The 15,645-nt window shown below is 45.0% G+C and carries 16 protein-coding genes and 1 other annotated feature; of the genes, 5 read left to right on the top strand and 11 right to left on the bottom strand.

Annotated features, from left to right (window positions below; translation table 11 throughout):
• Window positions 1-248: 248 nt before the first annotated feature.
• The 5 genes from GB993_RS06195 to GB993_RS06175 form a co-directional block, all read right to left on the bottom strand.
• Window positions 249-566, bottom strand: a complete 318-nt coding sequence (locus GB993_RS06195; RefSeq protein ID WP_161003525.1) for a hypothetical protein — start codon at window positions 564-566, stop codon at window positions 249-251.
• 31 nt (window positions 567-597) lie between these two features.
• Window positions 598-1,299 (bottom strand): SDR family NAD(P)-dependent oxidoreductase, encoded by a 702-nt coding sequence (locus tag GB993_RS06190; RefSeq protein WP_161003524.1) that lies wholly within the window; start codon window positions 1,297-1,299, stop codon window positions 598-600.
• Between the two features lie 61 nt (window positions 1,300-1,360).
• The gene (locus tag GB993_RS06185; RefSeq protein ID WP_161003523.1) at window positions 1,361-1,690 is read right to left on the bottom strand and encodes a hypothetical protein; all 330 of its coding nucleotides are present in this window, start codon (window positions 1,688-1,690) and stop codon (window positions 1,361-1,363) included.
• A 34-nt stretch (window positions 1,691-1,724) separates the two neighbouring features.
• Window positions 1,725-2,699, bottom strand: coding sequence for an ABC transporter substrate-binding protein (locus GB993_RS06180; protein WP_161003522.1), 975 nt, complete (start codon window positions 2,697-2,699; stop codon window positions 1,725-1,727).
• Entirely contained in the window at window positions 2,692-3,825 is a 1,134-nt protein-coding gene (locus tag GB993_RS06175; protein WP_161003521.1) for a DUF805 domain-containing protein, read from the bottom strand. Before GB993_RS06175 ends, GB993_RS06180 begins: the two co-directional genes overlap by 8 nt.
• Window positions 3,826-4,069: 244 nt before the next feature.
• Between GB993_RS06175 and GB993_RS06170 the strand changes: the two genes are divergently transcribed.
• Entirely contained in the window at window positions 4,070-4,981 is a 912-nt protein-coding gene (locus GB993_RS06170) for a proline-specific peptidase family protein (RefSeq protein ID WP_161003520.1), read from the top strand.
• Between the two features lie 599 nt (window positions 4,982-5,580).
• Here GB993_RS06170 and GB993_RS06165 read toward each other — a convergent pair.
• The gene (locus GB993_RS06165; RefSeq protein ID WP_161003519.1) at window positions 5,581-7,059 is read right to left on the bottom strand and encodes an ATP-binding cassette domain-containing protein; all 1,479 of its coding nucleotides are present in this window, start codon (window positions 7,057-7,059) and stop codon (window positions 5,581-5,583) included.
• Between the two features lie 241 nt (window positions 7,060-7,300).
• On the opposite strand from GB993_RS06165, the gene GB993_RS06160 reads away from it, so the two are divergent.
• The 3 genes from GB993_RS06160 (at window position 7,301) to GB993_RS06150 (ending at window position 10,355) form a co-directional block, all read left to right on the top strand.
• Window positions 7,301-8,251, top strand: a complete 951-nt coding sequence (locus GB993_RS06160) for a DMT family transporter (protein ID WP_161003518.1) — start codon at window positions 7,301-7,303, stop codon at window positions 8,249-8,251.
• Between the two features lie 90 nt (window positions 8,252-8,341).
• Window positions 8,342-8,581, top strand: a binding site (T-box leader).
• A 77-nt stretch (window positions 8,582-8,658) separates the two neighbouring features.
• Window positions 8,659-10,041 (top strand): branched-chain amino acid transport system II carrier protein, encoded by a 1,383-nt coding sequence (gene brnQ, locus GB993_RS06155; protein ID WP_161003517.1) that lies wholly within the window; start codon window positions 8,659-8,661, stop codon window positions 10,039-10,041.
• Window positions 10,042-10,265: 224 nt separating this feature from the next.
• Entirely contained in the window at window positions 10,266-10,355 is a 90-nt protein-coding gene (locus GB993_RS06150; protein ID WP_017260460.1) for a type I toxin-antitoxin system Fst family toxin, read from the top strand.
• Between the two features lie 230 nt (window positions 10,356-10,585).
• Here GB993_RS06150 and GB993_RS06145 read toward each other — a convergent pair whose 3' ends face one another.
• Together GB993_RS06145 and GB993_RS06140 are read right to left on the bottom strand one after the other, a co-directional pair.
• Complete coding sequence (locus GB993_RS06145; RefSeq protein WP_161003516.1) at window positions 10,586-10,870, bottom strand: hypothetical protein; 285 nt, start codon at window positions 10,868-10,870, stop codon at window positions 10,586-10,588.
• A gap of 77 nt (window positions 10,871-10,947) precedes the next feature.
• On the bottom strand, window positions 10,948-11,964 hold the full coding sequence (locus GB993_RS06140) for a zinc-binding alcohol dehydrogenase family protein (protein ID WP_161003574.1): 1,017 nt from the start codon (window positions 11,962-11,964) through the stop codon (window positions 10,948-10,950).
• Between the two features lie 228 nt (window positions 11,965-12,192).
• Between GB993_RS06140 and GB993_RS06135 the strand changes: the two genes are divergently transcribed.
• Window positions 12,193-12,549 carry a winged helix-turn-helix transcriptional regulator gene (locus tag GB993_RS06135; RefSeq protein WP_161003515.1) on the top strand — a complete coding sequence of 119 codons (357 nt, stop codon included), beginning with the start codon at window positions 12,193-12,195 and terminating at the stop codon, window positions 12,547-12,549.
• A gap of 61 nt (window positions 12,550-12,610) precedes the next feature.
• Here the strand turns inward: GB993_RS06135 and GB993_RS06130 are convergent, their stop codons facing one another.
• Genes GB993_RS06130 through GB993_RS06120 form a run of 3 tightly spaced genes read right to left on the bottom strand, consistent with a single transcriptional unit; the run spans window position 12,611 to window position 15,469 of the window.
• A complete protein-coding gene (locus GB993_RS06130) occupies window positions 12,611-13,345 on the bottom strand; it encodes a CPBP family intramembrane glutamic endopeptidase (RefSeq protein WP_161003514.1) in 735 nt (244 codons plus the stop codon).
• 23 nt (window positions 13,346-13,368) lie between these two features.
• Window positions 13,369-15,156 (bottom strand): DNA helicase RecQ, encoded by a 1,788-nt coding sequence (gene recQ / locus GB993_RS06125; RefSeq protein ID WP_161003513.1) that lies wholly within the window; start codon window positions 15,154-15,156, stop codon window positions 13,369-13,371.
• A gap of 7 nt (window positions 15,157-15,163) precedes the next feature.
• A complete protein-coding gene (locus GB993_RS06120) occupies window positions 15,164-15,469 on the bottom strand; it encodes a rhodanese-like domain-containing protein (protein ID WP_161003512.1) in 306 nt (101 codons plus the stop codon).
• Between the last annotated feature and the right edge of the window lie 176 nt (window positions 15,470-15,645).

Below are 15,645 nucleotides of genomic sequence, written 5' to 3'. Positions count from 1 at the left end.
CGTTTTGTAATCGCTTACAAAGACGCTTATTTTAAATTCATTTTATTAAGCCGAATGTGACGTGAAGGCCGTTCAATAAGTTACTTTACCATGATCACAGGCACGGATCTTTATGGTCATCGACAATGAAACGAGTGGCATTTGGCGTGAAAACGAATCAACCTCGTTCTATACAAAAAAACGTGGCATAAACGCCACGCTTTCTATAAAACGATCGTTATTTTGTTACGATTCTGCATCTAGGACGATCAGACAGTTTTATACAGTATCAACCCGGCATCACGCGCCTTCTGTTCTAGTGCGGTTGCTAATGCCTGCCACTCGTCCATGGATAAATAGGCCCCATCGACATTAACTGCGTGGCCGTCAACAATGGTCGGAATCATTTCTGGATACACATCTATAAGGGTAGCTAAATCCGCTTTTGATAACGCCATCAACGTTTGGTAATACGCTGTCGCTAATACATATGCGTTTGTCGTGCGCCACTTATCGCCAGGCAGTTCACCTTCACCAGCGTGACGTGCATTGCGAATTTGATACCATAACCGACTGTGTTTTGGCATCCTCATCACCTCAATCAGTTAAATCCGAGTCCTAAAATGGTAAGACACCATCAGCACCAATAAGTTTACCGTCCCAGTCGGATTCTTTATGTTGATCGATTTTCTGAATCAAATCAACGGCTGTCGCAACCGGCGCACCCTTTCGTGCTGGGTTGCTGGCAATTGGTCCTGGCGTCACCGCACGAAAATGAACTTCACCTTGAAGTTCGTTTTGTAGCAAGACCGTCATTGCATTAACACCCATTCGGGAGATCCGTTGACCTAATCCGGTTGTTGGCGTGCTGGCAGCAAAATTAGCAAACGTTGCCAGTTCGTCAGACATACTGATAACCATCCCATCATCGGCAGCCTGTAGCCATGGCAGCATCTGTTGCGTAACCAAATAGGTTCCCAGAACGTTCACATCGAATGTTTGATGAAGGCTTTCTGAATCTTCGTGACTCGCCTGAATGTCGTGATCATCAAACACGCCAGCGTTGTTAATCAACAAATCCAGTTTGCCAAATTGCTCCCCAATCCACTGACCCGCTTGCATAACACTGCCATGATCCATCAAATCAATCTGCAATAACCGTGCCTGACCGCCATCGGCTCGTAATTCATCGACAACATCCAACCCACGATTTAGGTCACGGGTTCCCACCAGAACCAAGTCACCATCTTCAACATACTTTTGTGCCAGTGCCAGCCCAATGCCACGGGTCGCACCAGTAATCAAGACGCTTTTACTCATTTAAGTTTGCTCCCAATCATTCTCACTTTATTGTTCCAAACTAATTGATTTCATTATGCCACTATCCAACAAACGCTGCCCACACAACCAATACGAGCTCTAGCAATCCGCGCAAAACGTGTGCCCGCCAGTTAATCGTGTCATGTTGCTTGCGATCCACCAGATAATAGACCACCGATACCACAACACACCCCACAAACAGCAGTGCGGCGCCTAACAGGCGATTGTCACTAAATAAAACCTGACACAAGATGAAAATACCGCCGACTAACAACCATAATTGGTATTCACGTGACGGACGGGTCCTTTTACGTTGTGCCGCGATAATAATCCAAATACCGTATATTGCCACGGCAAACGTTGTGATGAAGCTCAAAACTTTCATTAACATAGTTTTCCTCGTTCATTGTGTGCCAGGCACACTTTTATTTGTCAGCTAATAAGGTCGAACGATAACGACCAACAGTCGCTAATCGCAGTCCTTGGTTCTTAGCTAATAACCAACTGCGCACATTTCCGATGGATTGGTTACTAACCGTCGTTGCTGTGGCAAAATGTGGCAGTGCCAACGCGTTTAGACCATCCCCTGGATAACCCAGCTTGCTAACCAAAATTTCTTGATAATCCATCGTGCTGGGATGTGCATTGATGTAATCCACCGCTTGATTATATGCCCGCATGAATCCCTGAACAGCAGCCGCATGGTTCTTTAACATGCTATTACCAAACACAATTCCAGTATCCGCCTGATCGGCAGTCGTCTGGGCCAGCGTTCGTGCTCCTTGTCGTCGCAGCAAGCTTGCATTGGGATCTGTTAAGCTAACGGCACTCGCCGTATGGTTATTAGCGGCGGTCATCAGTTCAGTTTCACTACCAGTCGTTTTTAACGTGACGTTTTTGTCCGTTAACTTAGCATCCGCCAGAAGCAGATCCGTCGCATAAGCTTGCGTTGAATTGGCTAATGTCCCGACCGTTTTATTTTTCAGTTGCTTCAACTTGGTCACGTTATCATCCGTCGTCATCAACGCCGTGTAATTCGTGGCGTTACCGACTACCTGACTCGTCGGGTGTGTACCACTAGTCATCATTAGCTCTGGCAAGCCACTAATGGCGCCTTCAAACTGATGCGTACTGATACCGCTGACCCGATCGTCGGCTGCCGCAACATTAGTCAAGGTCACGCGCAATTTGGCCTGCGTGAAATAACCGCGCTCTTCAGCCACATAGAGTGGCAAGGCGTCCACCGATTGACCAACAGCAAAATTAATGTTGGTTGGTTTTGTCGCTGGTGCACTGACCCTTTGTGTTGAACGGCCACATGCCGAAACGATTACAAGTAACGTAGCCAGAACAGCTAAAGTGACTACGGGCGACCACGATCTATGTCGGCGCTTAGGCATGATCATCACGATCCTCAGAAGCCGCGTTTGATGGCACCCCAGTTTCACTCGTGGCTGTGGACTCAGTGGAAGCAACGGTCGATGATTGTGGATAAAAAACTTCAACTTGCGCCGCACTTGTGGCGGATTGTGGATAAAACACCTCTACTGACGCCTGTGAAGGAGCCGCCGAACCGCTAACCGTTTGGTCACTTTCAGGAACATTATCGGTACTAGCAGTGTTCACTGCTGGGCGCCCATCTGCGGCTGGATATTTCGTTTGACCATCCTTAGCCGGCAGTAGTGACAACAAAAGCAAAATCAAACTACCAACAGAGCCTGCTAAGTATAAAAACACCCACCAAGCACTTAATTCTTGATCGTGTAAACGTCGAGCCGTTAGTGAAACGATTGGAAATACAATCAAGAAACCGACTACTAGACCAACTGGAATAATGAAAAGACCCAATCCGTTCAGCACACTTGGATCAAATGTCGGTGCTTGCATGCTTGGATTTAATTGCAGCGTATTCCCACGGTTTAATTGTAATGAAACAAAAATGCGCACAGCGAGAATTAAAAAGATGGTCAGAGAAAGCAAGGCGCCCGCAATCAAACTGAAAATACTCCATGTCACTCTCGCCCATAGATAGTTGCCTCGTGACACTGTGTCGTGAAAATTAAACATATTACGCCATGTGTACCCAAAAGCATTACTCAAAATGCCACTTACATGCCCGCGATGGTTAACCTCTAAACTTGCTGGGCCATTATCGACACTCATCATGTTGTACCATGGCGCGCGTGGGTCTTTTTCAACTTCTGGCAGTGCGTGCAAAACAATCATGTGCACACCAGGAACCAGCATCAACCACTGATAGTGACCAGACAAACTTAAACTATGTAGCCGACGAACCGACATACTGAGGTATTGTAAAAACTGAGCCAGAAAGAAAAAGTTTTCCAACCAGTGGGCCGGCAACGCAATTCCGTCGCTTAATCCTGTTGCGCCTGATAGGATTGTACTAACTACGATACTGACAACCGCCATGCCAATAATGGCGGCCCAGAAATCACGTCGTCGCGTCTTCCCGCGATAATTAAAAATTTGTTGCCAACTGGCAATATAATTCGCCCAAATATTCATGTCAGTTTATCCTCTCTTAACCGTGCACTTACTTAGTTATTTGCAAGTTCACTCTCTTAATAAACATTTGCCTATTGCCTTAACGTTCGTAAATCACGAAACTATCGGCATTACCCTTAAGTTTAACCAAAAATAGGCCCGTTTGCACAAATATTCGCCGATTTCACGTCCATTTATTAGTAAATTGATGAACACCATCAGAAACGTGATAAACTAGTAACATTACATGAAGGAGGCTGACCCCATGAAACAAGGAACCACCATCATGACACTCGACAACGGGTATCACTTATGGACTAACACTCAAGGCACGGGCGACATTCACTTACTATGTCTGCACGGTGGCCCTGGTGGCACACACGAATACTGGGAAGACTTTGCTGAAGAACTTGGCAAACAAGGCTTGAACGTGACCGTTCACATGTACGATCAACTAGGTTCATTTTACTCAGACCAACCCGACTACTCAGACAAGGCAACTGCTGACAAGTACCTCACTTATGAATACTTCTTGGATGAAGTTGAAGAAGTGCGCCAAAAGCTTGGCATCGACAATTTCTACCTTATCGGTCAAAGCTGGGGCGGCCTGTTAGTTCAAGAATACGCTGCTAAATACGGCGACCACTTGAAAGGCGCGATTGTTTCATCAATGGTTGATGAAATTGATGAATACGTCACCCACATTAACAAGGTTCGTGAAGAAGCATTACCTGCAGAAGAAGTTAAGTTCATGCAGTCTTGCGAAGCTAAAAATGATTATGACAACGATCGCTACCAAGCAGATGTTGATGTCTTAAACCGCGGCTATGTTGACCGCAAACAGCCACCGGCAATTGCGCATTTAATTTCAACGATGGCAACGCCCGTTTATAACGCCTTCCAAGGTGACAACGAATTCGTTATTACCGGTAAATTGAAGGACTGGCATTTCCGTGATCACCTTAAGGACATCAAAGTCCCAACGCTATTAACGTTTGGTGAACACGAAACCATGCCATTAGACACAGCGCGGACCATGCAAAAGCTGATCCCTCACGCTCGTCTTGAAACAACACCAGATGGTGGTCACCACCACATGATCGATAACGCTCCTGTTTACTTCGATCACTTGGCCAAGTTCATCAAGGATGTTGAAAGCGGCAACTTTAACGACTAATTTTTAAATTCAATAGTCACAAATAAGCAGGCGACAAATCCCCTATATCAGGGACTTGTCGCCTGTTTGCTTGTTTAGATGATAGACCGTGGCCATTGACTCACGCTTGCGGTCGTCCAAATTGAATTCCACCGTGGGACCAGTTCACGCCTCCTAAAGTTCGGAGTCGTTCACTTCGCCGTGAAGCCGAAAACCACGTCTTCACGACCGTCCCGTGGTGTAAATTGGGCTTAAAAACGCCCAATTTACACCACCTTCACGGCTGGCATTCAATTTTGACGCCCTCCAGCTCACATTAGTTTTAAATATTGAACACTCAATCTAATCATTACACTAGTCAGTGATTTGGCATTTGAGTGAAGGCGACCAGCAACAGAGTTCCGTGTCAACACAACTTAATGGCATGGTTTTCGCCATTTAGTTGTGTGGGACGAGCTTTGAGACCTTTTGGGCTCAAAGTCGATGTTGAAGACCGCGATTTTCAGCGGGCTGAAACGTTCCCCACGGAACGGCGTTGCTGAGCGCCGTAACGGAATATACCGCACATGTGCTAGCACTGCTGGTTGAATGACCACCACAATCGGTAACAAGAAACATCACTAATGAACATGAGGAACGTTTTCGAATTTGTTCAGCGTCATCTGTTGCGTACACGTTTCCTCAATGAAATGACGATCGTGATCAATCAAAACCATCGTGGGCCGTACCTGCTGAATCAAGGTTTGCAACTGTTCGCGAGCATCAATATCCAAATAGTTAGTCGGCTCATCCCAAATCAACATTTCATGTGGCTCGCTCAAACTCACAGCCAACGCGGCTTTCTTCATTTCGCCCATGCTCCATTCGCTGGTCGGCGCCTTTAATCTTGGGCGTGAAACGCCTAACTGATGCATTAAATTCCAAACGGTCGTTTCATCGTGATGGTCACGCCATCGTTCAAACGAACCGTCCGTGATAAAATCCGTAAACTGCTGTGACAGGTAACCGATGTCTTGGGGCAAATCATTCATCAAATAACCTTCGTAATTCAACTTTTCCTGTCCGCGAAGTAAGTTCAAAAGGCTCGTTTTACCCACACCGTTAGAACCAATGATTGCTAAGCGGTCGCCTCTGTGAAAATCCAACGAAACGGGCTGAAATAGCGGCTCATTTTGCCGTTTAACGCTGAAGACCCGCAAACTGAATAACAACTGTCCGCCTGAGGTTTGCTGAACATTGGTTCGCAATCTGTCCACCTGATCGACATCGTTCATTAAACCTTTCCGTTGTTCAATTGCGGTATCTGTTCGGTGTTCAAAGACCTTTGCGCGGGACATTAACTTCTTAGCCATCCGCCGACTGGAAGCATCATTTGACTCACGTTCACGCTTTTCAGCCCACTCACGCTGAATATTAGCACGACTCGACAACTGCTTGATGCGATGCTGTAAATGCTCGTTTTGCGTGGCCGCTGCATTGTCACGTCGCTCTTTATCAGTCTGCCAGTTTTCGACATTGCCAGCCACTAAATTTACTGAACTCCGATTTAATGACATAACGTGGTCCACGAACAGATTCAAAAAGCTTTCATCATGACTGACACAAATGAAACCTTGTTTTTGTCTCAGATAAGCGCCGACGACCTGACGACCTTCAATATCCAAATGATTCGTCGGTTCGTCAATTAACGGAAAGTCGTTTTCATTAACAAATCCACGAGCCAGTAGCACCCGTGTTTGTTCGCCACCACTGAGTGTGTCAAACAGACGTTGCTCATAGCTTTCATCTAGTCCAATCCGATCCAACTCCATGCTGGCCCGCCATTCTTCAGCACCAGTTGATGTCAAGATTGCCATGACTGTTTGCGACCGATTGATCGCTGCATCGGGAAAATAATTGAACGTCACCGGACTTTTAATCAAGCCATGACCGGACAACTGACCTCGCAATAAATTCATGAAGGTCGTTTTGCCACGACCGTTACGGCCAATCAAACCTAATCGCCAAGTTGTATCGAGATTGAGCGATAACTTATCAAATACCGGCGCATCAGCGCCAGGATAACGGAACGTTAATTGGTCAATTTGAATGGTACTCATTCGACCACCTGCTTTTATATCTATTTAGTTTTCGTTTTAGATAGTGAGGTTGAATGCACACTATCCTCGAAGGATTAACGTATGGGTTCTACCAAACGCGCTTCCACGAAATAAAGTTATTCATTATTAAAATACCAATATTATCACCACGCTTATACTCTCATTACTTTTTAATTTACCATACATCCCGCTCAGAGTGGTAACATTAAGCGAGTTATTCAAATGCTGTAGGAGGTATTATATGCTTGCCATTACGATTGCCATCGCTATTGGAATCGCTTTGCCGATGGAAACCGCCATTAATTCACGTTTACAAGGGACACTTAAATCGCCCTACTTTGCTTCATTGATGTCATTTTTCATGGGAACCGTCCTTTTAACTGCACTTTTGCTTGCGACTGGACGCAGTTTATTAATTCCCGGAACTTTCTTTACTAGCCATCCCTGGTGGATCTGGCTTGGTGGTGTGCTCGCTGTCGTTTATCTCACCGGGAATATTTTGTTATTTCCTAAACTAGGTGGTATTCAAACGGTCTTAATGCCCATTTTAGGGGAAATCCTAATGGGGTTGCTAATTGATAACTTTGGTTGGTTTGCCAGTGCTCAACATTCAATCACATGGTTGCGTGCTTTCGGCGCGATCCTAATGATTGTCGGTATCGTTTTTGCGGTCGTACTGCCAGAACGTGCTCGTAAAAATACGTTCCAAGGTTCAGCGGAAGCTAATGAAACTCATCACGTCCCCCACCGCGGCTTTTGGCAATTGTTGGGTATCCTGTTTGGTGCGTTTGCCGCGGGACAAACTGCGATTAACGGTCACTTGGGACACTTATTGAAATCGCCCATTCAGGGTGCCTACGTCAGCTTTTTGGTTGGCACCCTCATTTTATTGATCGTCGTGCTGATTCAAAATCACGGCTTGCGGTTCCCAGTCGGTGCCATTTCACACAATCCGTGGTGGATCTGGTTTGGCGGGTTCATTGGTGCGTTGTTTGTACTTGGTAATGTTTATCTAGTACCTATCATCGGAACTGGCTTAACCGTTGTGATCGTATTGTTTGGTCAGATTATTGGAGGCCTCATTGTCGATCAGTTCGGCTGGTTCGGTGCCAAACGAAATCCTATCGTTCCCCTGAAAATCATTGGTCTGTTAATCATGATCGTCGGCGTGTTATTGATCAAACTGTTCTAAACATAACTTGTAGCGAATAAAACTTTTTCAAAAATCGTTGACAATTTTCGACTAAGATATCATAATAAACACATTAAAATTTGATGAATGAAATACGCGTTGAAAAGAAAAGTAACCTGCGAAAAGATCGTTAAGCGAGCGCCGATTGGTGAAAGGGCGTCGATCAACCACAAGTGAACATCATCTTTGAGCGTTGACTACGACAACAGTAGTCAATGGGTGCTCCCATTACAGAGCTAGAGTATCTGGCGTTAGGCCACGTACTTGAAGAGGCAGGCTCTCGTGAGAGGTCTGCGAACAAAGGTGGTAACACGTGTAAACGTCCTTAGCTGAAGCAATTCGGCTAAGGACGTTTTTTTATCAAAGAAATTTTGGTCGAGACAACAAAAAGGAAAAGAGGCAATTATATGGAATTACAGGAACACAAATTAACCAAACGCGAATATGCACTCGTTAGCTCAATGCTGTTTGCACTCTTCTTTGGTGCCGGCAACCTTATTTTTCCGTTGCACCTAGGTCAATTATCTGGTGCTCATTGGCTGAGTGCAGCACTAGGCTTTTTAGTAACGGCGGTATTGCTTCCCTTACTCTCTGTGCTTGCAATTAGCATCACTCGTGCTGGTGGTGTTTATGATGTAGGCCGCCCACTCGGCGTTTGGTTTGCCCTCACCTTTATGGTTCTGATTCACGGTACCATCGGCCCGCTGTTTGGTACTCCCCGGACAGCGACTGTATCCTATACTGTCGGCGTTGCGCCCTTGGTTCCTGCGCATTTTCAAACGTTAGGACTCGTCATTTTCTCAGCTGTCTTCTTTGGCCTCGCGTATTTCTTTTCCGTTGAACAAAGCAAAATTGTCGCCAACATCGGTAAATTGCTAAACCCAATTTTTCTAATTTTGCTAACACTTGTCTTCTTCCTCGCCTTTTTGAAACCACTTGGCAATCCTGTCCACCAGGCCGTCACAACAGCCTACCAGCATGATGCCTTTTTCAACGGTTTCCTTCAGGGATATAACACGATGGACGCCTTGGCGGGGCTTGCCTTCGGGGTAACCGTCGTCACTGCAATTCGCTCCCTTGGCAAACGAAATCCTAACGCCATCGCATTAGTTACGGCCCGTGCTGGTTTCTTCTCAATGGGTTTCGAAGCCATCATTTACTTATTACTAATCGTGATTGGTGCCATGTCATTGGGCCAATTCAAACTAGCCGCTAATGGTGGGGTTACGTTTGATCAGCTGGTCAACCACTATCTCGGTGTCGCCGGCCAAGCTATTTTAGCCGTTCTGATCACGGTTACTTGTCTCACAACTGCCATCGGCTTAGTTGCTGCGTTTGCTCAAGATTTCCACAAACATTTCCCAAGCGTCAGCTACCGCGTTTGGTTACGGTTCACGACTATCGCATCCTTCTTAACGGCTAACATCGGCCTTAACCTAATCATTTCATGGTCCACGCCAATGTTGATGTTCTTATACCCGCTTGCGATGGTACTGATTCTGTTATCCATCACTTCACCCCTATTCAAACGAGATCCAGTCGTGTACGCTTTCGTCGTGCTGTTCACTTGTGTTCCCGCTGTTTTCGACATGATTGCCGCGTTTCCGCCAGTCGTTAGTCAAAGTGCGTTTGGTAAGGCCATGACCAGTTTCCAAATGAGCTACCTCCCATTCGCCAAGTACGGTATGGACTGGGTCGTTCCTGCTTTGGTCGGCGCGGTTATCGGCCTAACTTGGCATTTCGTTAAACTTGCGCGGGAACACACCACGGCCTCGGTTTCGGACAACTAAAAATTGCTGGCCAGTCATCTGATTAAAAACGTGATTTACACATTGATAACAATGTTGCTAACGTAAATCAAAATAAACAAGCAGGCGATAAATCCCAATATAACGGGATTTATCGCCTGCTTTTTCTCATAAACATGTATGAGAAACAATGAACTAGTTTTTGTATTCTTAAAAGCGTGGTCGACTCGATTCATCGAGAATCTGGATGAAAGGGGGATGCAACCATGCTTCAATTATTTTTAGCACCACTGATTGTGGGCATGCTTTTAAAGATGTTTGACCACTGGTTGGATGATCGCCACAATCGGCCGTAGTTGACCATAATTCAACCTAAAGTGTCCCGTCTAATTACATATTATTCGAAAAAAGACCCCTTACTAGTCACACCTAGTAAGGGGTCGGATGCTTCCATGCTTCGCTTCGACAATAATATACCACATAGTTGCTACATCGACAAACGATAAGCAGACCATATCTCATCAATTTTTATCAGTCACACCTCATCCAGTTATCAGTGCAACTATACTGGAAAAAACGCCCTCATTTAATGGACTGCATTCAACCGTTCGTCCAACATTCTGGCCAGTCTTTGCAACTGTTTATAACTGACCTGAAAAAAATCTGGGTTTCCGGATGCCAGTGCAGTAATCGTATACGGCGGCAAATTCAGCATTTTATTCAAATCAGCCGGCGTTAATCGCAAAGACAGCATATCATGCGTAATCCGTCTTTGAATCATTCTCATCGCCATGGAGGTACCCAAACTGCCCCCGAAGATATTTAATACCCGCACCATTTTAATCCGAGTGAAGAGACGATCTAGTTTCATGACATCCACCTGATTAATACTTTTTGCCGTCATTATACGCGCAAATAACAAAAATTGGTGCCATCATCAACTCCTAATCAACGGGTAACGACAACTTTTCCCATCATGTGACCTGATTCTACTAGCGTATGAGCCTGACGTAATGTTGCTGCATCAAATGGTGATAACTGTTTGGTCAACGTGCTTTTCAATGTCCCATCGTCAAACATCTTCGCGGCTCGTTCTAAAATATCATGTTGCGTTTGCATATCTGCGGTGTGGAAAAATGATTTTGTGTACATCCACTCCCAGGCAAAGTGGCCCCGTTTTTGAGTCAAACGTTTGAGATCCACTGGTCGATGATTTTCAGTAATTGAGGCAATCCAGCCGCTTGGTTCAATCAGCTCAGCCATTTCATTCCAATGAGCGTCCAAATTATTCAGTTCCAAAATATAGTCTACATAGTGATACCCAAGATTACGCACTTGCTTAACCAGATCTTCACGGTGGTTAACTGTTTCATCCGCGCCGTGAGCTAGCGTCCAGTCAATTGTTTCTGGCCTCGAAGCGGTCGCAATCACGTGCAAACCGGCCCAATGTGCGAGTTGGGTCGCAATGGACCCAACCCCACCGGCACCATTGATGATCAATAAATTGTGTTTCGCATTGTTTTCTTTGTCATCTGGGTCAATTGGCAATTGTTCAAACAGTGCTTCCCACGCGGCCAGCGTCGTTAATGGCATTGCCGCTGCTTCTGCATCACTTAAATGCTGTGGTGCGTGACCAACAATGCGTTCGTCCACGAGCTGGTAATCACTATCGCTACCCGCCCGTTTAAACGAACCTGCGTAATAAACCCGGTCACCGACGTTAAACAACTGTACCTGTCCACCAACAGCAACGACCTCGCCAACTGCATCCCAGCCAATCACACGGGGCTGACTCAAGTGGCCACGTCCACCACGACGCACACCGATGTCTACCGGATTAACCGAAACCGCGCTAACATGCACTAATAAATCGTGACCCTTGGCAACAGGGACTGCTTCTGTAAAGTCCTGTAAGCTGTGCTCATCCGTAATTGGCAAATGATCAGTAAAACCAATTGCATTCATTGTTTCAGCCATTTTGATGACTCCCTCTCCTATGACAACTACTCTAACAACAACTCCATTCTAATATCGTCAGAAAACTTCACAATCGTGAAATTTTAATCACTTAGTTACATTTTTTTCACTAGCAATCTAAGTAAACGCTGATTTGTTGTTAATCTTAACGTGACTGCGGTATTCTGACACTAATACATACTTTATTGATATGAATTTAGCGACTTGGAGGTAGTTATGGTACGTCACACATACGATTGTCAGGCTGGCTGTCCAGTTGAAAGCACGCTACAGATTATTTCGGGTAAATGGAAAAGTGTCATTTTATTTCACCTGATCAAAAACGGCACCGAACGCTTTGGGGACCTGCAGCGCCAAATGAAAGATTGCTCTCATCGAATGCTGGCACTGCAACTAAAAGAACTTGAAAACGATGGCGTACTAATTAAAACCATCTACCCCGTCATACCGCCCAAAACCGAATATCGTCTAACCTCATTCGGTGAAACCCTTGTTCCTGTGATCATCGCCATGGAAAAATGGGGGCGTTACTATAACAGTACTCATCATGAGGATGAATCGTCACAGGCCTAAACAGACATCTATTTAACATAAAAACAGGCCACAAGCACATCAGCTTGCAACCTGGTTTTTATCATTGCGGAATCACATTTTTGATTGTGGACCGTTTTGATTTTCTTAACATGAATGCGCCAACAATCAAAAATAACAAAATAGGACCAACTTCTGTCAAACTAACAACTCTGCTAGTCTCTTGGACACTACCATTGTAAAACGCCGGAACGAAATCGTTGAGACCATGCAATATGATTGGGAATAATAAACTTCCCGTCCTCAGGTAAATTGCTGACAGCATTATTCCAATAGTAATCGCAGACAACATTTGAACAATCGTTGCCATCACTGGTTGCTGTAAAGCATTAACACTGTGGGCAAGTCCAAACAACACACTAGATACTAGGACACCAGTCCATAATTGATTGCGGCCGTGTCCTAGCCTGCTAGCTAATGGTAAAAGCAACCCACGGAAGACATATTCCTCGGTTGTTCCAACAAAAAGCAACATGGTAATGCCCAGTGCTAAATTGCCGGAGCCAGTGAACAATAGCAAAATGACTTGACCAAGCAAAACAACAGTAATCCAGTTAAGCGGAATGAGCCGCCATGAGCGTTCAGTTGGCTTTAAATAAACCGTTTGATGTAGCCAAAACCGATTTAGTAAAAAAAGAACGGCAAACATCACAATTTCATACACTATGATGCCAGTTTCGCGACTCACACCACTGTGTGTCGTCCAAGCACCGCCACCAAGTGCGATGATAATCACAACCAACCAAGTACCAAATACTTTTACCCACCGATTGTCCATAATGAAGCCTCCTAAAAGTTTATCTATTGAGCAGCCTCGCTTGCGTCAGCCTCATATTCCTGAATAACATTGAGGAATGCATCCCCATACTTATCCAATTTATTTTGTCCAACACCCTTGATTGACAACATATCCAATGTGCTTTGAGGTAATTCCTCACAAAAAGCCTGAAGCGTCTTATCAGAAAAAATAACGTATGGTGGCACATGCTGTTGCTCGGCAAAATTCAATCGTAGTTGACGTAATGACTCAAACAAACCATCGTCCACTGAAACTGTCCGTTTGGCCTTCACAGCACCACGACGAAGCACTTTTGCCTTACCTTTCAGCACACTGCCGCCCATCTCGCTCACGTGCAGTGTTGGGTACTCACCACCAACTTGCTGCAAATAACCACTACTGGTCAAAAAATCGATCAGGTCGCTGACTTCTTTTTGTGGGCGACCTTTCATCAAACCATATGTCGATAACTGGTCAAAGTGCTCATCACGAATCCGTTTGACGTGCGAACCTGTCAACACTTGCGCAATTAGTGACTTACCATAGCGTTGGCGCATTCGCAAAACACAGGATAAAACCTTCTGGGCATCGACAGTTACATTAACCTGATCCCGCTCATCCAAACAATTACCACAATGACCACAAGCAGGTGAAGCTTCACCAAAGTATTTCAAAATAAACTGCTGTAAACAGCCTTCAGTGTTCGCATACTTCGACATTTCCTGAAGCTTTAAATACTCGCGCGTTTTAAAAGCTGGTTCCATATCGGACTGATCAATAAAAAAGTGCTGAATCTGTAAGTCCGATGGCTGATACATCAGGATTGCCTCGCTGGGTAACCCGTCACGTCCAGCACGCCCTGCTTCTTGATAATAGGCCTCTAAATTACCTGGCACTTGATAATGAATAACGAACCGAACGTTACTTTTATCGATGCCCATTCCAAATGCATTCGTGGCTACCATAACTTGAACACGGTCATATAAAAAGTCTTCCTGGTTTTTATTACGGACGTCTTCACTGAGACCAGCATGGTACATCTCTGCTTTAATGCCCTTCTTCTGTAATAAACCTGTTAAACGTTCAACCTCCTTACGGGTGCTGGCATAAATAATTCCGGCGGCATTAGCGTTGACTTTCAAATATTCTAACAGAAAAGCTTCTTTGTTTTGGTTCTTGACGACTTGAAAAGACAAATTATCTCGAGCAAATCCTGTGCTAACTTCATTTGCAGGGTCAATATTGAGTCGCTGCATAATATCACTGGCCACTTTGCTCGTCGCCGTCGCGGTTAATGCAACAACCACTGGATGGGATGGAAACTGGTGAACAGTATTCATCAAGTTTAGATAACTAGGCCTAAAATCGTGCCCCCACTGCGAAATACAGTGGGCCTCGTCAATCGCCAATTGAGAAATATTCAGATCGCTCAACTCGCTCAAGAAGCGTTCGTCGTCCAACCGTTCAGGTGCCAAGTAAATCAGTTTGACCTGATCCATCGCTGCTTGTTGCAAACGATATTCAATTTCTTGATAATCCAATGTACTGTTGATAAAAGTTGCCGGAATCCCATTTTCAGATAACGCATCAACTTGATCCTTCATCAGCGAGATCAAGGGCGACACCACCACTGTCAAACCGGGCAACATTAACGCAGGAATCTGGTAACATAAAGATTTCCCACCACCGGTAGGCATAACAGCAAGGACATTTTTGTGATCCATAATTTTATTAATGATTTCATCTTGACCTGGCCGAAAACTATCATAGCCAAATTTGTCCTTTAGTACTTTAAGTGCTGTTTCAGTCATGTGCTCCTCATTTCTTAGTGACTGGGTAGCCGGCGCCTTGCCATGCAAGCGTGCCACCGTTGACATTAACTCCAGTGATGCCATGTCGTTTCATCTGTTCAATCGCTAGTGATGACCGCCGTCCAGACCGACAAATCACTGTATACGTCGAATTTTTTGATAACGTTGGCAACCACTGATCAATTGTACTTAGTGGCAGGTTTACCGTTCGATCAACGTGGCCTTCTGCGTATTCATCGGTTTCCCGAACATCGATTAAGTGTTCAATATCCGATAACATTGCGTTCAATGTCTGAACCGTTATTTCAATCATATTTTCCCTCTTTTAATGGCAATGTTAACCATTAGTGCGTTATCAATTATACAGGCTTAGGACCAAACTACAATATCAGACACATGAGATAACATACGCGTTTTATCTTCAAAAGTAACGCTCAAAGCATTTAAAAAGGCGAAAACCCATAATCGGATTTTCACCTTTCTTATTGC

This window comes from Furfurilactobacillus milii, assembly GCF_009864005.1.
Classification (GTDB): Bacteria; Bacillota; Bacilli; order Lactobacillales; family Lactobacillaceae; genus Furfurilactobacillus; species Furfurilactobacillus rossiae_B.
This window is presented reverse-complemented; position numbering and strand designations above follow the sequence as displayed.